The sequence below is a fragment of the Nocardia sp. NPDC049737 genome, from assembly GCF_040674755.1.
Lineage (GTDB): Bacteria > Actinomycetota > Actinomycetes > Mycobacteriales > Mycobacteriaceae > Nocardia.
Window position 1 is genome coordinate 517766 of the sequence record NZ_JBFANH010000001.1, and the last position, 20967, is coordinate 538732.

The 20967-nt window shown below is 64.7% G+C and carries 26 protein-coding genes and 1 tRNA gene; 20 read left to right on the plus strand and 7 right to left on the minus strand.

Annotation, left to right across the window (positions count from 1 at the left end):
• Positions 1-144 precede the first annotated feature (144 nt).
• Positions 145-888, minus strand: coding sequence for a glucose 1-dehydrogenase (locus AB0J47_RS02475; RefSeq protein ID WP_364339595.1), 744 nt, complete (start codon positions 886-888; stop codon positions 145-147).
• Between the two features lie 105 nt (positions 889-993).
• Positions 994-1185: a hypothetical protein gene (locus AB0J47_RS02480; RefSeq protein ID WP_364339597.1), complete on the minus strand. Its 192-nt coding sequence runs from the start codon at positions 1183-1185 to the stop codon at positions 994-996.
• Positions 1186-1511: 326 nt separating this feature from the next.
• On the opposite strand from AB0J47_RS02480, the gene AB0J47_RS02485 reads away from it, so the two are divergent.
• On the plus strand, positions 1512-2477 hold the full coding sequence (locus AB0J47_RS02485) for an alpha/beta hydrolase (RefSeq protein ID WP_364339599.1): 966 nt from the start codon (positions 1512-1514) through the stop codon (positions 2475-2477).
• Here AB0J47_RS02485 and AB0J47_RS02490 read toward each other — a convergent pair.
• A complete protein-coding gene (locus AB0J47_RS02490; RefSeq protein WP_364339601.1) occupies positions 2474-3871 on the minus strand; it encodes a wax ester/triacylglycerol synthase family O-acyltransferase in 1398 nt (465 codons plus the stop codon). The two genes, AB0J47_RS02485 and AB0J47_RS02490, sit on opposite strands and share 4 nt — an antisense overlap.
• A gap of 226 nt (positions 3872-4097) precedes the next feature.
• Here AB0J47_RS02490 and AB0J47_RS02495 point away from each other — a divergent pair, with 226 nt between their 5' ends.
• The 3 genes from AB0J47_RS02495 to AB0J47_RS02505 are packed head-to-tail and all read left to right on the plus strand — an operon-like array spanning position 4098 to position 7901.
• Positions 4098-5000, plus strand: a complete 903-nt coding sequence (locus AB0J47_RS02495; RefSeq protein ID WP_364339603.1) for a metal-dependent hydrolase — start codon at positions 4098-4100, stop codon at positions 4998-5000.
• A gap of 11 nt (positions 5001-5011) precedes the next feature.
• On the plus strand, positions 5012-6103 hold the full coding sequence (locus tag AB0J47_RS02500) for a PDR/VanB family oxidoreductase (protein ID WP_364339605.1): 1092 nt from the start codon (positions 5012-5014) through the stop codon (positions 6101-6103).
• A gap of 25 nt (positions 6104-6128) precedes the next feature.
• Complete coding sequence (locus AB0J47_RS02505; RefSeq protein WP_364339607.1) at positions 6129-7901, plus strand: SDR family oxidoreductase; 1773 nt, start codon at positions 6129-6131, stop codon at positions 7899-7901.
• On the opposite strand, the gene AB0J47_RS02510 is transcribed toward AB0J47_RS02505, so the two are convergent.
• Positions 7894-8409, minus strand: coding sequence for a hypothetical protein (locus AB0J47_RS02510; RefSeq protein WP_364339609.1), 516 nt, complete (start codon positions 8407-8409; stop codon positions 7894-7896). The genes AB0J47_RS02505 and AB0J47_RS02510 overlap by 8 nt on opposite strands.
• Before the next feature lie 1493 nt (positions 8410-9902).
• Between AB0J47_RS02510 and AB0J47_RS02515 the strand changes: the two genes are divergently transcribed.
• Both AB0J47_RS02515 and AB0J47_RS02520 read left to right on the plus strand, forming a co-directional pair.
• Complete coding sequence (locus tag AB0J47_RS02515; RefSeq protein WP_364339611.1) at positions 9903-10901, plus strand: zinc-binding dehydrogenase; 999 nt, start codon at positions 9903-9905, stop codon at positions 10899-10901.
• Between the two features lie 67 nt (positions 10902-10968).
• Positions 10969-11118 carry a hypothetical protein gene (locus AB0J47_RS02520; RefSeq protein WP_364339613.1) on the plus strand — a complete coding sequence of 50 codons (150 nt, stop codon included), beginning with the start codon at positions 10969-10971 and terminating at the stop codon, positions 11116-11118.
• 2 nt (positions 11119-11120) lie between these two features.
• On the opposite strand, the gene AB0J47_RS02525 is transcribed toward AB0J47_RS02520, so the two are convergent.
• Entirely contained in the window at positions 11121-11552 is a 432-nt protein-coding gene (locus AB0J47_RS02525; RefSeq protein WP_364339615.1) for a nitroreductase family deazaflavin-dependent oxidoreductase, read from the minus strand.
• 148 nt (positions 11553-11700) lie between these two features.
• On the opposite strand from AB0J47_RS02525, the gene AB0J47_RS02530 reads away from it, so the two are divergent.
• Positions 11701-11774, plus strand: a tRNA-Ile gene (locus AB0J47_RS02530).
• A 99-nt stretch (positions 11775-11873) separates the two neighbouring features.
• The gene (locus tag AB0J47_RS02535; RefSeq protein ID WP_364339617.1) at positions 11874-12806 is read left to right on the plus strand and encodes a tyrosine-type recombinase/integrase; all 933 of its coding nucleotides are present in this window, start codon (positions 11874-11876) and stop codon (positions 12804-12806) included.
• 86 nt (positions 12807-12892) lie between these two features.
• On the opposite strand, the gene AB0J47_RS02540 is transcribed toward AB0J47_RS02535, so the two are convergent.
• Positions 12893-13084 carry a hypothetical protein gene (locus AB0J47_RS02540; protein ID WP_364339807.1) on the minus strand — a complete coding sequence of 64 codons (192 nt, stop codon included), beginning with the start codon at positions 13082-13084 and terminating at the stop codon, positions 12893-12895.
• Here AB0J47_RS02540 and AB0J47_RS02545 point away from each other — a divergent pair.
• A complete protein-coding gene (locus tag AB0J47_RS02545; protein WP_364339805.1) occupies positions 12998-13471 on the plus strand; it encodes an HD domain-containing protein in 474 nt (157 codons plus the stop codon). The genes AB0J47_RS02540 and AB0J47_RS02545 overlap by 87 nt on opposite strands.
• Positions 13472-13516: 45 nt before the next feature.
• Positions 13517-14173 (plus strand): HAD family hydrolase, encoded by a 657-nt coding sequence (locus AB0J47_RS02550; protein WP_364339619.1) that lies wholly within the window; start codon positions 13517-13519, stop codon positions 14171-14173.
• A 6-nt stretch (positions 14174-14179) separates the two neighbouring features.
• Here the strand turns inward: AB0J47_RS02550 and AB0J47_RS02555 are convergent, their stop codons facing one another.
• Positions 14180-15448: an XRE family transcriptional regulator gene (locus tag AB0J47_RS02555; protein WP_364339621.1), complete on the minus strand. Its 1269-nt coding sequence runs from the start codon at positions 15446-15448 to the stop codon at positions 14180-14182.
• 149 nt (positions 15449-15597) lie between these two features.
• Here AB0J47_RS02555 and AB0J47_RS02560 point away from each other — a divergent pair, with 149 nt between their 5' ends.
• The 10 genes from AB0J47_RS02560 to AB0J47_RS02605 are packed head-to-tail and all read left to right on the plus strand — an operon-like array spanning position 15598 to position 20948.
• The gene (locus AB0J47_RS02560; protein ID WP_364339624.1) at positions 15598-15828 is read left to right on the plus strand and encodes a helix-turn-helix domain-containing protein; all 231 of its coding nucleotides are present in this window, start codon (positions 15598-15600) and stop codon (positions 15826-15828) included.
• The gene (locus AB0J47_RS02565; RefSeq protein WP_364339626.1) at positions 15825-16097 is read left to right on the plus strand and encodes a hypothetical protein; all 273 of its coding nucleotides are present in this window, start codon (positions 15825-15827) and stop codon (positions 16095-16097) included. The genes AB0J47_RS02560 and AB0J47_RS02565 overlap by 4 nt, the downstream gene beginning before the upstream one ends.
• Positions 16094-16342 (plus strand): hypothetical protein, encoded by a 249-nt coding sequence (locus AB0J47_RS02570; protein ID WP_364339628.1) that lies wholly within the window; start codon positions 16094-16096, stop codon positions 16340-16342. Before AB0J47_RS02565 ends, AB0J47_RS02570 begins: the two co-directional genes overlap by 4 nt.
• Positions 16335-16838 (plus strand): hypothetical protein, encoded by a 504-nt coding sequence (locus tag AB0J47_RS02575; RefSeq protein WP_364339630.1) that lies wholly within the window; start codon positions 16335-16337, stop codon positions 16836-16838. Before AB0J47_RS02570 ends, AB0J47_RS02575 begins: the two co-directional genes overlap by 8 nt.
• The gene (locus tag AB0J47_RS02580) at positions 16835-16984 is read left to right on the plus strand and encodes a hypothetical protein (RefSeq protein ID WP_364339633.1); all 150 of its coding nucleotides are present in this window, start codon (positions 16835-16837) and stop codon (positions 16982-16984) included. The genes AB0J47_RS02575 and AB0J47_RS02580 overlap by 4 nt, the downstream gene beginning before the upstream one ends.
• Complete coding sequence (locus AB0J47_RS02585; protein WP_364339635.1) at positions 16981-17415, plus strand: hypothetical protein; 435 nt, start codon at positions 16981-16983, stop codon at positions 17413-17415. Before AB0J47_RS02580 ends, AB0J47_RS02585 begins: the two co-directional genes overlap by 4 nt.
• Positions 17412-17675, plus strand: coding sequence for a hypothetical protein (locus AB0J47_RS02590; protein WP_364339637.1), 264 nt, complete (start codon positions 17412-17414; stop codon positions 17673-17675). The genes AB0J47_RS02585 and AB0J47_RS02590 overlap by 4 nt, the downstream gene beginning before the upstream one ends.
• The gene (locus tag AB0J47_RS02595) at positions 17672-18097 is read left to right on the plus strand and encodes an RRQRL motif-containing zinc-binding protein (RefSeq protein ID WP_364339639.1); all 426 of its coding nucleotides are present in this window, start codon (positions 17672-17674) and stop codon (positions 18095-18097) included. Before AB0J47_RS02590 ends, AB0J47_RS02595 begins: the two co-directional genes overlap by 4 nt.
• The gene (locus AB0J47_RS02600) at positions 18094-18861 is read left to right on the plus strand and encodes a hypothetical protein (protein WP_364339641.1); all 768 of its coding nucleotides are present in this window, start codon (positions 18094-18096) and stop codon (positions 18859-18861) included. Before AB0J47_RS02595 ends, AB0J47_RS02600 begins: the two co-directional genes overlap by 4 nt.
• 2 nt (positions 18862-18863) lie before the next feature.
• Positions 18864-20948, plus strand: a complete 2085-nt coding sequence (locus AB0J47_RS02605; protein WP_364339643.1) for a hypothetical protein — start codon at positions 18864-18866, stop codon at positions 20946-20948.
• The last annotated feature ends 19 nt before the right edge of the window (positions 20949-20967 follow it).

The window sequence follows — 20967 nt, forward strand, 5'->3', positions numbered from 1 at the left end:
ATTGCTACGCAGTGCGTTTCCTCGGGCCGCCCGTGCCGGATATCGACTGATCCGTGCCGAGCAGCCGCCGTACGGGTGGCGACTATTGGCCTTCGACGACGGTCGGCCGCGGGCTCATGCGCCCTGCCCGGCACGCAGTATCGATCAGGAGAACGTCTTGTGCGGAACTCCCACGGTCAGGCCACCGTCGATGACGAATTCAGCGCCTGTCGAATAGGACGATTCATCGCTGGCCAGATAGGTCACCAATGCCGACACCTCGGACGGATCGGCGGCGCGCCCCAGCGGGATCTGCAGGAAATCCTCCGGAATACCGTCGGTCATCGGGGTCCGGATCAGCCCGGGATGAATCGAATTCACCCGAATTCCGTACTGCGCCAACTCGAGTGCGGTCGATTTGGTGAGTCCGCGGACCGCGAATTTGGTGGCGGTGTACCCGTGCAGGCCGGGGCTGCCGCGCATCCCCTCGACCGAGGAAATATTGATGACCGAACCGCCGCCCGCCTCGATCATCGCGGGTGTGGCGGCCTGCATGCCGAGGAAGGTGCCGGTCAGATTGATATCGATGATCCTTTGCCACTCGGACAATTCGAAGTCGACGAGCAGATTGCCATTGACGATCCCGGCATTGTTCACCAGGACATTCAGCGAACCGAAGCGCTGCACGGCCTCGGCGACCGCATCCTGCCACTGCTGCTTTTCGCGCACGTCGAGGTGGACATACGCGGCATTGTCGCCGATTTCCTCGGCCAGTGCCGCGCCCTCCTCGTCGAGGATGTCGCCGAGCACCACCCGCGCGTCCTCGGCCGCCAGTGCCCGCCCGTGCGCGGCGCCCATGCCCCGCGCCCCGCCACTGATCAGTGCCACCTTGCCGGTCAACCGCCCCATCGCGGCCTCCTCTCGATCCCGTCGACTAGTGAAACACGTTACAGATAATTCTCGATCGAATCTCGCCTCGGTATCGGCCAGTGGAACTCGGCACTACTGTTCGGTCTATGAGTGAACCGCCGTCTTCGGCATGGGATCGCTGCGCACCGTAGCGGGCACAGCTCTCGGCGTGAGCCGCTGGATCGAGGCCCCCAGGCCCGCATCGACGCCTTCGCTGAGCCAACCGAGGGTCGGCAGTGGATCCACATCGATACCGAGCGTGCCGCCACCGGCCTGTATGGCACCACGATCCTGCATGGCTACCCCACTCGCTGCTTCCGTCGCTGATGGCCGAGCTGATCACCCTCGAGGACGCCTCGGTACGCATCAACTACGGCCTGAACAAGGTGTGCTTCCCCGCGCCCGTGCCCGGCGGTTCCCGCGTCTGTGGCCGCCGCCCGGATCGTGAACGTCGACGAGGTTCCCGGCGGCCGGTAGATCGTCGACCAGGCGACCATCGAAGGCGAGGGTGGCGCTAAGTCCGCCTGCATCGCCGAATACATCGTCCGCGCCCGCGCCTGAACGGTCCCCTATGGCATCATCGATGTAGAACGTGTTCTAGTAAGACCGCGAGGAGGTCGACGATGACGAATCCGAATCCCGCGGTGGTCGCCATGCGGCGATTCTCCCGGCGTGCCGGGGTGCCCGATATCGCAGAGGTGCCCGGCGGGCGGCTCGTCGAGCTGCCGGGGCGTGGGCGCACCTACGTTGTCGATATTGCGGGCCCTGAGGGCGCACCGACCCTGATCCTGCTGCATGCCACCGCCTGCACGGGCTACCTGACCTGGTTCCCCGCCCTCGCTGCGCTGGCCGAGCGTTACCGGGTGATCGTGTTCGATCAGCGCTGGCACGGCCGCGGCATCCGATCGGAGCGGTTCTCGGTGCGCGACTGTGCCGACGATGTCGTCGCGGTGGCGGACGCGCTCGGCATCGAGCGGGCGATCCTGGCCGGATACTCCCTCGGCGGTGTCGTGGCATTGCTTGCTGCACACCGGCATTCGGATCGTGTGAGCGGCCTGGTGCTGTGCGCGACGCCGTATCGGTTCCAGGAGAAGTTGCGCGAGCGCGCTTTTCACCTGACCTTCGGTGCGTTGGCCGGAGCCATCGGCCCCTATTCGTACCGTCGTGCCGCGGAGTATGTGGGTCGGTTACCCGAATTGCCGGAGTACACCTGGGCTCCGGGAAAGCTGAATCGCTGGGCGCTCACCGAATTTCGCAGTAGCAGTGGCTGGGTCATGGCGCAAGTCATCGCGGAGGTCGGCCGATTCGATGCGACCGGTTGGCTTTCCACGCTGCGGATGCCGACCGCCGTCGTGATCACGACGCGGGATCGTGCGATTCCGGTCTATCGGCAATTGGAGATGGCGACCATGATTCCCGGTGCTAGCATTCATCTGGTCAAGGCTGGTCACGCATCCTGCGTGCTCGAGGCCGACCGCTTCGTGCCGGTACTGCTGGAGGCATGCGCCGCCGTTGCCGCAAGGCAGCAAGAAACTTCGAATGCGGCCCTGTCCGGCGGCGATGGCGAACAGGGCGGCGGTGGACATTAGCCCAGATCGCGTGCCGCGGTCAGCAATTCATCGACAACGCCGGGGACCGCATCGGCGATCGCCTGCAGATCGGGCACCAGTTCCCGGCAGGCGATGAATCCGAAGTCCAGATCACCGTTGTTGGACAGCGCGGTGACGGTCAGTCCCGCGCCGTGGAAAACCGGTCCGAACGGATACATGCCCTCGACCCGATGACCGAGGAAATACAACGGCATCGGCGGGCCCGGCACATTCGACACCACCAGGTTGTGCACTACCGGATGAAGCTCGGCCAGTTTCAGCGACGAGTAGACGCGCGCGGCCAACTGAAAGGTATTCGGCGGAGCGTACTTCGACCAGTCCATCAGGAAATCCGCGCCGACGAATTCGTGTTCTTGTTTGGCGTCGCGGTTGGCCTCGGCCACCTGCCGCAGGCGTTCCACGGGGTCGGCGATGTCGGTGCCGAGCTGGGAGAACAGCGAGGAGACCTTATTGATGCCCGCGGTGTGGCGGGAGGTGTCGTGCACCGACACCGGCACCGAGGCGATCAGGGATTTGTCGGGCAGTTCGTCGTGCTTATCGAGATAGGTGCGCAGCACGCCCGCCACGATGGTCAGGACGACATCGTTGACCTTCACATCGAAGGCGGTCTTGATCTCCTTGATCGCGTCGAGCTCGGTCTCGGCGCAGGCCACCACCCGATCCGGACTGATCGCGCCGTTGAACGGGGTGCGTGGTGCGGTCAACGGTAAGGCCATGCCCGCCTGATTATTTCGGCGTCGCTGCGCGAAACCGGCGAGCATGCCAAGGGTTTTCGGCAGCATGCCGACCAGGCCGAGCTTGTTCGGCAGGTTGAGCACCGCCTCCGCCGCCAGCCTCACGTCGCTGGGCTGGGGTTCGGGGTGCCAGTCCTCGGCCGGTTCGGGCTCGCTCATCCCGGGTTCCAGATCGCACAGATGCATCATCATGTTGGTGCCGGTGATGCCGTCCACGACGGCGTGGTGGTACTTGCAGATCACCGCCACTTTGTCGTCGGTGAGACTCTCCACCACGCTCATCTCCCACAGCGGACGGCTGCGATCCATCGGCACACTGGCGATCTCGCCGACCAGGTCCGCGAGTTCCCGGCGTTCCAATGGGCGCGGCGTTTCGATGCGTCGGACGTGATGGTCCAGATCGAAATCCGGGTCTTCCACCCAGACCGGATGGTCGAGATTGAACGGCACCTCGTGGATCCGCCGTCGCATCTGTGGGATCAGCGGCAGCCTGCGGCCGAGTTCTGCTTTGAATTCTTCGAAGGTGTACTGCGCGCCCCCTGCGGTGGGATCCAGGATCAGCAGTGCACATACATGCAGGTGCTGGGTCCCGGTCTCGAGGTACAGGAAGCTGGCATCCAATCCGGTTAGTCGCTCCATAGCCAAAGCCTACTAGAACGTGTTCTAGTTTACTGCCTGATCGCGGGGATCTCGGTCACAGTGGAGCGATCTATCGTCAAGCCGGCTTTCCGGTGCAATGGGCGCTGGCCGTCCATGTGTGTAACCGAGGGTTTCATATATGTGTATGATGATTGCTACAGCCATGAAGGAAGGTACGCAATGTCGCGGGATGGCTGAGACGCGGCGGTGAGATCAAGGAGTATCGATGAAGCTACTTCGTAGGGCACGTCGGCGGGTGGACGTCGATCCCGGTGAGGTCGCCCTCAACGCACGCAATGTGCGGTTCGACTGGGCGGATACTCCCTTGCATTGGATGCCCGCCGAACCCATCGCCTCGCATCTGATCAATGCGTTGAACCTGTTGCTGCCCGAGGGCGAGCGCATGTTCTGCGCCGCTTATTCCGAGGCGCTGCCCTACGTCAAGGACGAGAAACTGCGCGAGGCCATGCTCGGCTTCATCGGTCAGGAATCCATGCACGCCGAGACGCATGACAAGGTGCTGCACGAGGTGCTCGCCGCCAACGGCGTCGATCCGCAACCGTACGTGCGGCAGGCGGAATACCTGTTCCGCAAGTCACTCGGACCCAAGGATGTCATTGGTGTCGCGCAGCGGCAGGTCATGGTGGAGCGACTGGCGATCATCGCCTGCCTGGAACATTTCTTCGCCTACCTCGGCGATTGGGTGCTCAATGCCGATCTGGAAAAGTTCGGCGCCGACCCGCGCGTGGCCGACCTGTTCCGCTGGCACGGCGCCGAAGAGGTCGAGCACCGGCACGTCGCACACGATGTGGCCGTCTACTTCGGCGCGGGTTACGTGCGGCGGGCGGCCATCATGACGATCGTCTTCCCGATCTTCATCACGCTGGTGGTGCGCGGCACCAAGTTCATGGTGCACCAGGATCCCGCGCTGCCCGACCTCGGTTATCCGCGCCTGATCACGCGGGTTTTCGGTTCGATGTGGCGCGGTGCGCTGCCCGGTGTGCCCTCACTGCTGTGGAGTGCGCTGACGACGTTCAAGCCCGGCTACAATCCGCAGGCCGTCGGTTCGACTGCGCAGGCGGTAGCGTATCTGGCCAAATCGCCCGCAGCCCAGGCGGTTGCGTCTTGAACTGGCGACCGATGCCCGAGCAGCGGCCAGCCGACCTGTTCGGTAAGCGCGACCAGGATCGGGCGGTCCGGGTTCTCGATACGGTCGCCTCGGCGCGGCTGCGGTGGACCACGATCATCAACCGCCGCGATCTGTCACCGCGCGCCGACGACCATCGGCTGACGCTGGTGGTGACCGGTCGACGCATCGAGGCGCACGACCAGGATGTAGTGAGCCTGCGGCTGGAATCGCCGGATGCGCGCGAACTTCCGCCGTGGCGACCGGGTGCGCATCTCGATCTGGAGTTGCCGTCGGGGCGGTTGCGGCAGTATTCGCTGTGTGGTGATCCGGCCGATACCCGGGCGTATCGGATTGCGGTGCGCCGGATTCCGGACGGCGGCGGTGGTTCGGTGGAAGTGCACGACGAGCTGCCGGTCGGATCGCGCATTGTGGTTCGCGGTCCGCGCAATGCGTTCCCGTTCGCGGTTCCCGGACACGGATCACCCGCCGCCCGTTTGCATTTCATCGCAGGCGGGATCGGGATCACGCCAATTCTGCCGATGGCGCGCTTGGCGATGCGGCTCGGCATCGACTGGTCGATGGTGTACACCGGGCGCACTCGCGACACTCTTCCGTTTCTCGACGAGATCGCGGGATTCGGCGATCGGGTCACCGTGCGCACCGATGACGCACACGGATTGCCCGCCGCCGCAACGCTGCTCGCAGGGATCACCCGCGATACCGCCGTGTACTGCTGCGGCCCGGTTCCGATGACGACCGTCATAGCCGGTGCGGTGCGCGAAATGCCCGGCGTCGAACTGCATTCCGAGCGATTTTCGCCGCCGCCCATCGTCGACGGTATGCCATTCGAGCTCGAATTCGCCTCCACCGGTGAAGTTGTCGAGGTGCCCGCCGATAAGTCGGCGCTGGAGACGATTCTGCGGACTCGCCCGGATCGGCCGTATTCATGTCGCCAGGGCTTCTGCCGGACCTGCAAGGTGCGGGTGCTCTCCGGTGAACCGGAGCATCGCGAGAGCGTGCTCAGCGCGGCCGATCACGAGGCGGGGGAGATGCTCGTTTGCGTCTCGCGTGCGCGGAGTGGGCGATTGGTATTGGACCTGTGAGTAGGAACCTCGAGGAGTTACTTCAATGACGACGACCGACCTGGACTCGGCCGCGACGCGGCGAATCGTGCGCAGCGGCGAATTCGATATCGCCGTCTTCGAATACGGCGATCCGAGCGCGGAAACCATTGTGCTGGTGCATGGTTGGCCGGATACTCACTATCTCTGGAATGCGGTGGTGCCGCTGCTGACCGAGCGCTTCCACGTCGTCACCTACGACACCCGCGGCCACGGCGAGTCCACCCCCACCCGCCGCGCCCAAGACTTCCGCCTGGATGCGCTGGCCGGTGACTTCTTCGCCGTCGCCGACGCGGTGAGCCCGGATCAACCGGTGCACGTCCTCGCGCACGACTGGGGTTCGGTCCAGGTGTGGGAGGCGGTGTGCGAACCGCACGCGGCTGAGCGGGTCGCCTCGTTCACCTCGGTCTCCGGACCGAACCTGGATCATCTCGCGAAATGGGTGCGCGCCAGGCTGTCCCGGCCGACGCCGCGCAATCTGTGGCAGCCGCTCACCCAGGCGCTGTCGTCGGGCTACACGGTCTTCTCCATGACGCCCGGGCTCAGTCAGGTGTTCCGGGTTGTCGCGCACGAAAAGCGTTGGCAGCGCATCGTTTCGATCATGAACGACACCGCGCCGTCGAATATCGTTCTCGGCCCGACATTCCGTCGTGACGCCGTGGCGGGCCTGCTCATCTACCGTGCCAATATCCTGCCGCGGATGCTCGCCCCGCGCGAGCGCCGCACCGAGGTGCCGGTGCAGTTGATCGTCGCCGGCCGCGATGTCGCGGTGCGGCCCGCAGGCTATGACGATGCGCGCAAATGGGTTTCGCGGCTGTGGCGCCGCGATGTGCCCGCCGGACATTGGATGCCGTTCTCCCATCCCGAATTGCTCGCCACCGCGACCACCGAGCTCATCGACGCGGTCAACGGCGGTGTGGCGCCGCGCGGCCTGCGTCGTGCCGAAATCGGGCGCGGCCGAAAGCCGTTCGAGGATCAGCTCGTGGTGATCACCGGCGGCGGCAGCGGTATCGGTCGCGAGACGGGCCTGGCATTCGCCCGGCTCGGTGCGGAAATCGTGCTGTCGGACATCAATCTGGATGCGGCCAAGCAGACGCGCGAGCTGATCGCCGCCGAAGGCGGTGTGGCGCATGCCTATCAGCTCGATGTCTCCGACGAGGAAGCGGTGCACCTGCACGCGGTCGATGTTCTCGCCGCGCACGGTGTGCCCGACATTCTGATCAACAATGCCGGAATCGGCCAGGCCGGTGGGTTCTTGGATACGCCGTCGGCCGAGTTCGATCGGGTCATGCGGATCAATCTCGGCGGCGTGGTCAACGGGTGCCGCGCCTTCGGTTCGGCGATGGCCGAGCGCGGACTCGGCGGGCATATCGTCAACCTGTCCAGCATGGCGGCCTATAGTCCGCAGCAGGGGTTCAGCGCATACTCCACCAGTAAGTCGGCGGTATTCATGTTCTCCGACTGCCTGCGTGCGGAACTGGCCGGGCGCGGCATTTCCGTGCACACCATCTGCCCCGGCATCGTGCACACCAATATCGTTGCCACGACAAGGTTTTCGGGGGTCAGCGCGGAGGAGGAGCAGCGCAAACAGGAGCGGTACGACAAGCTGTACCAGGCACGACGTTACGGGCCGGAGAAGGTGGCGGCGCAGATCGTGCGTGCGGTCGAACGGAATCGCAGCATCGTGCCGGTCACCCCGGAGGCGCGGCTGCAGTACCAGTTCAACAAGTTCGCCCCGGCGGTGGTGCGGTTCTTCGCCGCGCGGGTGAAGCTCACCTGAGCGCCTGACGTGTGCCCGCGAGTTCGGCCTCGATGGCCGCAACTCGCTCGACACCGATGCCCCAGGGGTGTTCGACGCCTACCTTGCTGTCGAGATCCCAGAGCACGCACCGCTCGCCGGGCTTTGCGACCATCGACCACGCGACTACCGTGCGGCCGAGTTGTTCGCCCATGGATCCGTGCGAAACACCTTTCGTCGCAACGCCTTCCGGGAAGTGATGGAGAAACCGGCCGTATGCCGCGGCACAGAATGCGGCATACATCTGCGTGCACAGAATGAATCCGTGCCAGGCCTCGTCCACCGCATGGGAGGGCATGCCGATAACCTGACCGTCGCGCATGGCCGCGCCGCAACAGCGCAGCCACTGCCGCAGCCCGGTTTCCACCAGTTCCCGAGGCTGCCACGGGCTGGTTTTGAAAACCGCGTCCGGAAATTCGAGTGCGGCCACTACCCGGTCGACATCGCTCAGGTCGATTCGGCGGTCGGGACGGTTTCGTAAGAAAGCCACGATTCACTCTACGGCTAATGGGTGACTGTTCGGCGAGCCGTTGCTTTTCATGGGTTCAGTGTGCGGGAGAGGGCCTATACCATTTCGGAATGGCGGTTTTCTTCGTTGTACTCCTGGTCATCCTTGTGGTCGGCGGCGGCATTGCGGCATTGGTCGCGTATCTGATCACGCGGGCGACCCGCAGGCCGTTGCCGCCCGGGCGGGCGGGGTACGGGGGTTCCAGTGAATCACCGTGGGTTTATGGGGCCGCGGGGTTCGAGTCAGGAGCGGGGTTCGATCCGGGCAGTGGTGGAAGCCATGGGCATGGCCACCACGGACATGGACATGACCACGGCGGCAGCAGTTGTGGTGGTGGCGGCGGAAGTAGCTGTGGGGGCGGTAGCAGCTGTGGTGGTGGGAGCAGTAGTAGTTGCGGCGGTGGCGGGAGTAGCTGTGGTGGTGGCGGGTCCTGAATCCTGGCTCTGCTGTTGCTCTCGCTGATGGGCGGGATCGCCGGGTTCGTGCTGCTGGTGTCCTCCTGCCGAGTCGGACGCCGCGCCGCGGGTTCGCCAGTTCTTCGTCGTGGGATGTGGGAGGTTCGGGCAGCAATGGCTCGGGCGGTTGCGGGGGAGGGCGATAGTGGTTGTGGCGGGGCAGTATCAGTGGCGGCTGTGGCAGGGGCTGGAGTAGCTGTGCTGGTGGCGGGTCCTGAATTCTGGCTCTGCTGTTGGACTTGCTGATTACCTCATCGTGGGGGACCGCTGGGTTCGTGCTGCTGGTGACCGACCTGCCGAGTCGGACGCCGCGCCACGGGTTCGCGTGGGTCGGCGGGCCTAGTTCGTCGTGGGATGTAGGAGATTCGGGCAGCAACGACTCGAGGGTCCGGGCGGTTGCAGGGGAGGCAGTAGTGGTTGTGGCGGGGCAGTATCAGTGGCGGCGGCGTTGCGGCGGGGGCGGTATCAGTGGCGGCGGTGGTACCAACGGCCGGGGCGTTGTGGCGGTAGCAGCGCCGGCAGCAGCAGCGGGGTCGTAGCGCCGGCAGCGGTAGCGGGGTTCTAGCGCCGGCAGCGGTAGCGGGGTCGTAGCGCCGGCAGCGGTAGCGGCCGTATCAGCGGTAGCTGCAGAGGCGGTTGTGGTGGTGGCAGCAGCTGTCGTGGCATCGGTTCCTGACCCGCTGGTTCCACTGCATCGTGCTCCCCTTGGCTTCTAGTGCCTCGCCTTTGCTGCGCCACCCGCTCCGGCGGCTCGCCGAGCGTAGTGATTCGGCGGTCGAATGCGGCGTGGGTGACCGCCATTCGACTGCGTTCGACGGACCCTCCGAACCAGGGCGCGATACGGCAGAAGCTATCTGGACGCAGTGCGAGTGGGTGCCCGGCGGGCGTGTTGGGATCTGAGGTCGCTTCTATTCCAAGTTCTGCGCTGAGCGTAATCGCCGCCCTGGGCTTGACCTCAATCCTGCTTCAGGTTCCAGGCTGGTCCACGTCGGATCGATTCAGGAATTGATGGAGGTTGTCATGCGCGCTGTGCACGCTGCGGAATTCGGTGGGCCCGAGGTTCTTTTGGTGCGTGAAGTGCCGGAGCCGGTTGCCGAGCCGGGACAGGTGGTCGTCGACGTCGCGGCCGCCGACGTCATGTTCCTCGATGTCCAGCTTCGAAGTGGTTGGGGCACCGAGTTTTTCCCGCTCGAACCGCCGTATGTGCCGGGTGGTGCGGTCGCCGGGGTAATCACCTCGGTCGGTCCGGACGTCGACCCGAGCTGGATCGGCAAACGCGTTGTCACCGACACCGCCGCCAGCGGCATCGGCGGCGGCCAGCCGATCGGCGGCTACGCGGAGCAGGCACTCGCCAAGGCCGAAACCCTGGTCACCGTACCCGAAGGACTGAGCATGTCGGCGGCGGTAGCACTCGCCCACGACGGCAAGACCGCGTTGGCCATCTTCGATCGAGCCGCGATCCAGCCCGGTGAATGGGTGCTCATCACCGCGGCGGGTGGGGGATTGGGCACCTTGCTGATTCAGCTGGCCCGCACGGCCGGAGCGAATGTAGTGGCCGCGGCACGTGGCAGCGCCAAGCTGGAGCTCGCGGCGCGTCTCGGCGCGAATGCTGTCATCGACTACTCCGAGTCCGGCTGGTCGACGAAGGCGCGTGCCGCGACCGGTGGGCCCGGTGCGAACGTTGTATTGGACGGTGCGGGTGGCGAATTGGGTGCGGGCGCCATCGAAGCCGCAGCCGACGGCGGTCGCTTCATCGGATATGGTGCTGCCGCAGGACAATTCGCCGACTTTGATCGAGAAGCGGTGGCAGCACGCGGAATCGACGCGCTCGGACTGTTCGATCTGACCGGGAAAGGCGATATCGATTGGCTCGCCCTGACCGCCCGTTCACTGGCCGAGGCAGCGGCCGGACGGCTGGAAGTCGTTATCGGCCAATCCTTCCCGCTCGAGCAAGCCGATCGCGCGCATGTGGCAATAGAATCGCGAACCGCCATAGGACGCACAGTTCTTACGGTCTGAACGGCCTTCCGTGACAACTTGTCTCACGTACGTGCAAGTAACCCCTTCGGGGCGCTAGGGTGCCCGCGTGCAAACGCTGATTGTCGTAGTCGTCGTCCTCGCAGTGCTCGGTCTCGTCGCTCTCAGCGTGCAGTGGGCCAGCCGCCCGCCGCGCAGCGAGACCGGTTGGGACCGTGGTGATGTCGACGACGACTACGACGGTTGGGAAGCCGACTGAACTCACCCGACCGGAGTCAACACCACCACCGCGATCGGCCGCTTGGTCATCTTCTGGTACGCGCTGTAACGTCCCCGATTGACCTTGTCGACAATCGCCCAGCGCCGCGCATAATCTGGATCGTCGGGCAGCGTCGCCCGCGCGATCACCGCTATCTTGCGCCGGCCGACCTGAATCTCACACTCCGGCTTGGCCTTCACATTCGCCAACCACCCCGGTGGCCGCGGCGACCCACCATTCGACGCGGTCACCAAATAATCCGCCCCATCCCGCCCATACGTCAGCGCGGAAGTCCGCCCCTGCCCCGTCTTCCGCCCCACCGTCCGCAACAACAACGTCGGATTCCCGAACAGCACCCGATGCCCCACCACCCCACCACTGTTCTCATAAACCCACTGATGCACCTTCAGCACATTCGCAAACACACTAGCCACAGCCCACCCTCCAGCCTGTTCCCGGTTTACACCCCACCCTAACCACCCCCACCCTCACCACCAGGTCACCACACCACCCCCTATCCGAGTGGTGCCCACCCCACCCCACCCGGTACCATCCCCAACGCTATCGATATCCACCACACAAGGGGCGGTAGCTCAGTCGGTTAGAGCCGTGGACTCATAATCCATTGGTCGCGGGTTCGAGCCCCGCCCGCCCCACAAACCCCCTCTGAGCAGGGGGTTTTTGTTTTTCACGAGAGGTTTCGATCTAGAACAGCGCTCTTCCACGAATAGATTATTGCGGTACCATCGGGCGGTATGGGGACCGTTTCGCTGGACGACATCCGCGAGTTGCGCGACGACTTCGCGACCGAGCTGAGGCGGAAGAACCGCGCCAAGAAGACGATCGATGTCTACCTGGTCCACATCGGCTACTTCGCCGATTACCTGATCTCCGAAGCTCTGCCGACGGACGCACCCGAGATCACCCGTGACCACATCGGCGGGTACATCGAGACGCTGCTATCGAGAACGAACCGCCGCACTGGCGAGCCGCTGTCCCCCCAGTACGCGCGCAGCCAGTATCGGAGCCTTCAGCAGTTCTTCAAATACCTTGCGGCCGAGGACATTATCGACTCCAACCCGTTCGACAAGCTGAGTCTGCCGGACGCTCCGGACAAGCTCGTGCCGGTACCGAGTCTCGAATCCCTGCGCGCCCTGCTCGACCAGTGCGCCGGAACCGACTTCGATTCGCGGCGGGACAACGCGATCATCCGTCTGTTCGCGGACACGGGATGTCGCTGCGGCGAGGTCGCCAACCTCGGTGTGGACGATCTCGACTTCGAGGAAGACAGCGCGCTGGTCGTCGGCAAGGGCGGCCGGCCACGATCGTCTCCGTTCGGCGACAAGACGCGCATCGCACTGCGTCGGTACCTGCGGGCCCGTAACCAACACCCGTTCGCGAAGAAGAGCGACCGGCTCTGGCTCGGTCGGCAGGGTCCGATGACCGACCATGGCATACGGCAGATGCTGGAACGCCGGGCCCAGGCCGCGGGCATCGACCACATTCACCCGCACATGCTGCGACACTGGTTCGCCCACAACTGGCTCGCCAACGGCGGCCAGGAGCAGGACCTCATGATGCTGGCCGGATGGCGCTCGAGGCAGATGCTCGATCGATACGGCAAGTCCGTTGCCGACGAACGCGCAAAAGCAGCCCACCGCCGAGCACGTCTCGGGGACAAGCTGTGAGATACCCGTACAGCGGCGGGTGCGAGTTGGGTTTGACGACCGGCCGTCGCCCTCAGAGCGGCTACGGTGACGACATGGCTGGAGAGCTACTGGAATGGGCCGAACGGACCGCGCAAGAACTGCTGAGCGACCTCCCCACCCGACTCGCGCATGTCGCGGGCGTCGCGCGTCGTGCTGAGCTTGTTGCAGGCTTGGTCGATGATGGCGACCTGCTTGTCGCCGCCGCTTGGCTGCACGATGTCGGTTATTCGCCGCAGTTGGTGCGCACAGGGTTTCATCCTGTTGACGGTGCGGAGTTTCTTCGGGACCAGGGGGCGCCGCCCCGGCTGTGCGCGCTCGTCGCAAATCACTCATGCGCACGAGTCGAGGCGCGGAACCGCAAGGTTCCCATGCCGTGGCCGGATGAGTGCGGTCCGCTTCGCGATGCCCTTTGGTGGGCTGACATGACCACCACGCCGACTGGCGATACCACCGATATTTCAAGCCGCCTCGCCGAAGTGTGCGAGCGCTATGGACCAGACCACATCGTCTCGCGTTCTGTAACCGAGGCTGCGCCGGAACTGTTGGCCGCAGGCGCGCGGACCATGGAGGCCGCCCATCGCTCCGGTAAATGGTCACCCGGCCGCTCGAGGACGGGGGCGGGCAGGACCATACGTCGGGATTGATGAGATCCTGGGAGTTCGAACTCGATGGAAGGAACGGGTAGAGACGTGATCGGTGCTGTGGTCTTCGATGTGGGCGAAACGCTGGTCGACGAGACCCGGGAATATGGAACTTGGGCTGACTGGTTGGGGGTGCCGCGGCACACGTTCGCTGCAGTTTTCGGTGCCGTCATTGCGTCGGGCCTCGACTACCGCGAGACCTTCCAGGTGTTTCGGCCTGGGTTCGATCTCGACCTCGAGCGGCAGGCTCGGGCTGATGCTGGCCAGCCCGAGTGGTTCGGAGAAGACGACCTGTATCCCGACGTGAGGCCTGCACTGTCGAAGCTCCGCGAGATGGGCGTGTGGGTCGGAGTCGTCGGTAATCAGACAGTCCGTGCCGGAGGTCTGCTGCGCGGGCTGGATCTGCCGACCGATTTCATTGCCACGTCCGATGATTGGGGAATCCAGAAGCCGGACCCCGAGTTCTTCCGCAAGGTAATCGAGGCGGCGGGCTGCGCTGCGGCTGAAATTGTCTATGTGGGGGATCGGATTGACAACGACGTAGCACCAGCAAAGCGAGTCGGGATGCGGACTGCGTATCTACAGCGTGGTCCGTGGGGTTGGATCCATCGCGAAAAAGAAGAGGTCACGGAACTCTCCGATTGGAGAATTCGTGACCTCAACGAGCTGCCGGGGATCGTCGGTGTTGAGAACGTGGCGAACTAGCCACAACTAGCTGATCAGTGAGTTCACCGTCGTGTGCCAGTCGTACAGACGTTCGTCGAGCGCGCGGACCGCAGGCAACGAGTCCCACTGTCGAAGTGACTGCCGCACAGCTTTGATTCGATCAAGCGCGGTGGCGTACCAATTTCGGGCGAGGAGGTCGAGCGCTTCCTCGAGAAGACCGCACGCGGCCTCCGGGTTCTTCTCCAGAACACATGCAGCTGCCGCATCGGCGAGGTAGATCGGTTTCTGTTTGACCTCTTCTGGAGGCAGGTCGCCGATCACGCTTGTGAGCGTCTCGCGCGCTTCACGGCCTCTCCCAGCGGTGAGTAGCGTGTTGCCCTTGAAGCCAGCCAGGCGGGTCGGCGAAAACCAGTCCATCCACGACGGAGACGGATCGGTGTCGGGGCTGTGGCTCTTGTATGCATCTTCGGCGTGATGGATCAGTGTTAGCGCGCGTCGCGTATCTCCGAACCGGGTTTCAACCTCGGCCTCGACAGCGTCAAGCCAAGCCGTGAATTCGGCGTTCGCACCGCCGCGCCGCGCGAAGGCGCGGGCAGCGCGGAGTCGTTCGCGCGCTTCCTCCGCGCGTGCCGGTTCGCCGGAGAAGGCGGGAGCGAATGCCATGTGTGCGAGCGCTGCCGCGCCGAGGAGTGAGTCGGACGCCTCGTGCGCGGCCTGGAGAGCGAGAACGAGGCTTGTGTGCGCTGACTCTGGCTGCTGAAGGTCAAAGAACTCCAACCTGCCAGCGAGCAAGTTTGATTCTGAAACTGCGCGGGCGAGGACCTCTTTCGCAGCGCCAGGCACCTGTGGCAAAAGGTCGATTCCGAGCTGCGCGTGCTCGGCAACGAGCCGATGAAGTCGCGCTGCGGAGATGGACCAATACATGTGGCGATGCGAGACAGTCACGGTTGCGAAATCCGTTGCAACGGAAGGCGGAAGCTGATGCGACGCCGCATTGGGTAGCCGTTGACTGGCTGAGACTCGGGGCTCAGGCAGCCCGCTGCGATCGGATGCTTGGCGTTCATCTGCCCATGGAGGGGTGAATCCAAGCTCGGTGATCGGGCGTCGAAACAGTGCCTCAAGCGCCGACACATGATCGTGGTGAGGCCATGGCGGTTCTGCCGATTCCCATCTACGCACGGTCCGGGGAGCGACCTCAGCCCGCAGCCCAATCTCGCGGGCCGTGTCAGTCAGCGCCTTCGCCAGATCGGCTTGAGACCTGATGCCGAGGGCCTGCCTGGCGGCGCGAAGTGCTGCGTTACCTGCGGTTGACATGAGGACAGTCTAGTGCCTTAGAGCGGCCGTTGCAGTAAAAGCGGCCGTGATTTGTCCCATCAATGGCCCATATTTTGGCCTTTAATAGGACTTTGTGCCGAGAGAGCCTGTCTTGGAAGAACTTTCCGGATTTCCCAGGAGGACTCTCGATGACAATCAATCTCCCTTCTTCTATCCAGGTCCCCGAGGACCTCATCACTGTCAGGACCGCGGCGTCCCTTGTTGACGTCGACGCCAAAACCATCAAGAACTGGATCAAGGCCGGTGACCTCCAGGGATGGCTGGTCAACGGCCGCCGGTGGCGCGTTCGTCGCGCGGCGGTGCTTGCTCTCGTTCAACCGGTTGATGCGCCTACTTCCGTCGCTGGCGGTGCGGCATGAGCACCCCGGTGGAGCGCGCGCTTCGGGCACGCATTGCGGCCCACGAATCGTGGGCGCGGACGCCGGACCGGGCGGCGCGCACCGCGAAAGCGCGCGAAGCGCTGCTGACCAAGTTCGACCGTCTGGTCGACCCGGACGGGTTGTTGAGCCCTGAAGAACGCGCTTACAGGGCAGATCAGGCTCGTAAGGCGCATTACTCGCGGCTCGCGCTGAAGTCTGCGCAGGTTCGCCGTCGTCGCGTGCGGAACCTCCAAGGCGGTGAATCGTGATGCGCGCCCGGAGTTTTGGTGTCGCACCGGACGTAGTCACCGATCCGTTCGAGGGTCTTGACCCATACGTGCGACAAGCGCTGGCGGCATGGCAATCGCTGACGGCTGAGCAGCGTGATTACGCAATGGGTTTCGTGTGTGGCTGGGCACCGGATGTAGTTCTCTCCGCTGCGCAGCGGGCCATCGACATCACTGAGGTCGATGAGCAGCTGATGCGACTGGGGGGCAACGATGAACATGAATGAGCCACTCCGCGATCCAGTCGAGATGCACGACAAGTCCTTGTCTCCCAAGGAGATTGACCGATCGGACGCAATTTCTATTCTGTGGCCGACCGTTGGCCCGTACACGGCCGACAGCATCATCACCGCCGCTAGCGGAATCGCGGAACTGTGGCGGTACCTCGCCCATGCCACCCTTCGCGCCGATAGCAAGGCACTCGCTGATCCTGCCGATGTGTACGTCGCTGTTGGCAGTCTCACCGCCGCCGCGCACAGCGCTGAGCAGGTATGCCGCCAGCTCTCGGTGTGGGCCGGGCGACTGGCTTCCGATTCTGACCTCACCCATGACGCGCACCGCGGCGAACGTTGGTGGGCCATCAACGCGGCCACGGACGCGGCCGAGTGGCTGAACGAGGCACGGGCGCTTATGGAGCTGGTCGGCCGCGAGTTCGGCCATGTCAGCACTGATCTGGGCCACCTCTACGTCGACTCCGAAGCCGATGAGGAGGGGCAGCGATGAGGGCACGGACGTTCGGTGCGGTTCTCGCGGCGGTGGCTGTCGGGTATCTGCTGCTGACGCAACCCGAGGTTGTCGGGGTCGCGGTGATGCTTCTGCTTCTGGTGGCTGTGTGGCGATTTCGTCCGCGGCTGGGGGTGCGGCGATGAGCGAGCCGTTCCACGATCCGGTCGAGTTGCTGGATGAGTTGGATTCGATCATCCAGGCGCAGGAGCTGTTGCGGCAGTGCGCGATTGCATTGCAGGCCCGCTATGCGGCGCTGGAGCCTCACGCGGAGCGGTACAACAATCCGCCACCAAGCGGTGATCGGAGCCCTATCGAGGAGTACGGCCGCATCAACGTCAAGTACACCGCGATCCGGCTTGGCGATGCAGTCAAAGCTATGGCCGGCACGGCGGAGTTCCACTTGCATCCGGCTCGTGAGTTGGCGGAGAAGGTCCGCGAGTACCCGCAGCCGGAGCGAGAGCAGCCCGCGGGGGCGACCGCGCCGACCTCCGCCCTCGCCACGGTCACAGGGCACACGCTCGCGGACCTGGTCAACGGTCGTGAGCGGGATGAGCGGGACGGGGCCGAGCGGTGATCGGGCCGGTGGTGAAGACCGATGCTCAGGTCGCTCGCGCGGGTGGGCAATTGTTTGGGCTGCTGCCGCCGCTTGTGCGGCTTGGGCTGCTGATGTTCGGTCTGTTGATCGCGTTCGCGGCGTGTGGGAAGGCGTGGATCGATTACCAGGATTATGTGCCGTCGCCGAATGTGTGCCGCCATGATCAGGTAGCGCATGCCTCGGCGCTGGGTTGTGTTCCGCCGCAGGATATTCCGACGCCTACGGGGTGGCGGCGATGACCGAGCAGCCGACCGAGGGCGGTATCCCGGTTTACCAGTGGCGTTGCGCGCCTTCGCATTTGCGGACGCGTCGCCAGCTCGAGGCGCAGGGTTTGCGCCGCAACGGTCAGGACATCGCGGGCAAGATCCCGTTCCGCCGTTATGGGCGTGATCAGGTAGCGCACCTGTACGACATCAATCTTGCCGCCGAGAAGCGGCAGGCGACGCCCGCGCAGCTGGCCGCTTTGGAGAAGGCGACTCGTGAGCACCAGTTGCGTGCGGCGGAACGTCACGGCGTGGATCGCGCCGAGTTCGAGCAGGTCGGGGATCCGGGTCCGGGCTGGAACACATCCACCAGCGCTCTCGCGGGCTACAAGGCCACAGGCAATGCCTTGGCTGACTCGCTCGCGCGTGGCGCCGACCGAGAGGGGATGGATCGATGAGCATTCGATTTTCGCCGCGCGACATGGCTGGGCTGACGATCTTGGCCGAGATGTACGGCGCACCAATGGATGTGGTTGCCGAGATGCTAGGCGTGAGTAGCTCGCGGACCTATCGCATCGTGTCGAAATGGGCCGCTGCCGGCATGATCAGTGACAAGCGGCTGCGTCCTGTGTTGGGGCCAGCGTGGATCTTTCCGACGAAGTCGTCAGCGGAAGCGCTGTTGGGACGGCCGGTCCGCTACTGGGTGCCCACTCCGAAGATGGCCGCTCACACGAAAGCTGTATTCCAGCTGCGCCTGACGCTGACCGGGATGGATCTGGATCGCTGGATTTCTGAGCGGCAGCTGCGCGCCGAGGTCGGTCTGTTGAAGGCCGGGCAGCAGCGTCCGCATATCCATGACGGCCGGTACCTCACCAACGACGGTGAATGGTGGGCGGTCGAGGTTGAGCTGACCGCGAAAAGCATTGCTGCGGCACGTAGTTCGGTGGCCCAAGCGTTGCAGGTCGCTGACCGCGCCGACTGTGCGGGCTTGACCTTCTACTGCCGTGGTGAGGCGACCAAAAACGTGATCCGAACTGTTGCGGCCGGTCTGGATCTGTCGGGCGCGCCGAGTTTGACCCTCAAGGATTTGGACACAGTGCTGGCCGGCAAGCCTGCCGAGTCCTCGCCTGTTCCGCGACCCGGGCTACGGGTGATCGCGGGCGGTGCCGCTGATCACGAAGACACCCAGGTCACAGACCACAACGATGGAAAGGCGGTCTGATCATGACCTGCACTCCGATGATCACCCCGGCCGATTGCGCGCCGTATGCGCCGACTCCAGCGGCCACACCGGTTCCGACGCCGACCGAGGTGCCGCGGATCGATGTCCATCCGACGATGCCGCCGGTCGGGCTCAAGCACGACCCGCTCGGTTGGCTGCCCGATTTTTCGTCGTGGAGCTGGGACAGCGTGGGCGATGGTGCCCTGTTGGGTGCGGCGGTCCTGGTGACGGTCCTGATCGGCACGTTGGCGATTCTGGTTCCGGCGACTTTGTTGGGTTGGAAGCCGCAGCGGCTGCGGAATTGGTTGTTCGGTGCCGTGTTGGTGATGCCGGGTGCGGCGGCGTTGTGGGCGTGGGATGTGTTCGCGCCCGCTCGCGACTTCGCCCAGGCCGCAACCGAGTTCATGGCGGGGCATTACGTCGGCGGGTTGTTGGGTATGGCGTCGCTGCTGGTCCCGGCCGCGTGGTTGACCGCGACCATCACCTACACCCGTAAGCGTGTGCAGCTGGCAACGGTGGGTTTGGCGTCCCCGGCCCGCACCGAGCGGGCGCTGTTTATGCAGGCCCAGCGTGAGCAGCGTGCGGCTACCCGGTTGTCGCGTCGGCGTTTGCCGTTTACGACGGGCGGACTGAACCCGGAGTTGGTGATCGGGCGCCTGGCGGTCGAGTGCGACCAGGCGCCACCGCGTTCGACGCTGCGGTCGCTGACCGGGCGCACCGAGACCCGGCTGATCCTGCCGTGGATCAACGTCGCCGAGCACTTCAGCACCGTCGCGTCTAGCGGTTCGGGTAAGACGACGCTGCTCAAGCGGGTGCTGGTGTCGTGGTTCGTCACCACGTGGACGCGGCATCGGCAGTGGTGGCGGCTGGACCGTCCCGGCCGACCGCTCGCGATCGTGGTCGACTGCAACGGCGGACCGGAGTCGCGCAAGATCGCGGCCAGTCTGCGGAAGTGGTTCCGCGCGTTGGGTGTTCCCGCCGATCGCATCGGCGTGTTCCCCGATGACGTGTCACTGGGACTGTGGAACGCCAGTGTCGATGACCTGCGTTCGATCCTGTCGGCGATGATCTCCGGCGGATCGACCCCGACCACCGACACCGAGAAGTACTTCCACGAGATCCGCGAGACCCTGATCCATCTGGTTGTGGACGCCCCGGCCCGTGTCGAGCTGATCAACGGGATCCCGACTCCGATCGGTGAGAACCCGCCCCGCTCCTGGATCGAGTTCCTGTCGCGGCTCAATCCGGACAAACTGGCGCGGCTGTGGGGCGGTGAGCTCGGGGCGACGCCGTGGACCGGTGTCATGGGCGTGGACATGGAGATCGCCTCAACCCTCGATGGCAAACAGCCGGTCATGAACTCCGCGCGTGCCGAGTTCGCGAACCTGTACCGGTCGTTGGGCGATGCGTTCGACGGCGACAAGTCGTTGACCGATTTCGACCTGATCTACATCGTGCTCGAAGGCGTGAAAACCCCTGATCGTGCCCGTGCTCAGTTCGGTGCGCTCGGCACGATGTTCGAGCAGTTGGCCGACAAGCAGCACGGACGTACCGCGCTGATGGCGGTGGACGAGTTCAGCGCGGTTTCTGATGGGAAGACCCGCGCGGTGAAGTGGGTTGAGCGGCTGCGTAAGGCGGGTATCGGGTCGTGGTGGATTGCGCAGTCCTGGCAGGGCTTGGGCCACGACGACGACAACCGCGACGCCCTGGTCTCCGCTGCCTCCGGTGGTTCGCTGCTGATGCGGTCTCCGGATCCGGAGACGTTGGCCAAGAAGTACGGCACCCGCCCGAAGTTCGAGCTGTCGCGCAAGTTGATCAGCGGTAACCGCGACGGCGACGAGGGCAACGTCCAGTCCTCGGATCAGTTCCTGATTCCACCGAACCGGTTGCGCGCCATGAAGAAAGGCGACGTGGTGCAGGTCTCGGGCGGACGAGCCCGTTGGGGGTTCATCTCGCCGCTCGATGACGACGAGCGCGAGCGTATGCGCCCGCTGCCGGGCCTGGACCGCTTCACCGACCCCGACCCCGACACCAACGCCGATGCTCTGGCGTCGGTGATCGACCTGCCCAAGCGTCGTCCGGCGTAATCCCGTTTACCGCAAGGAG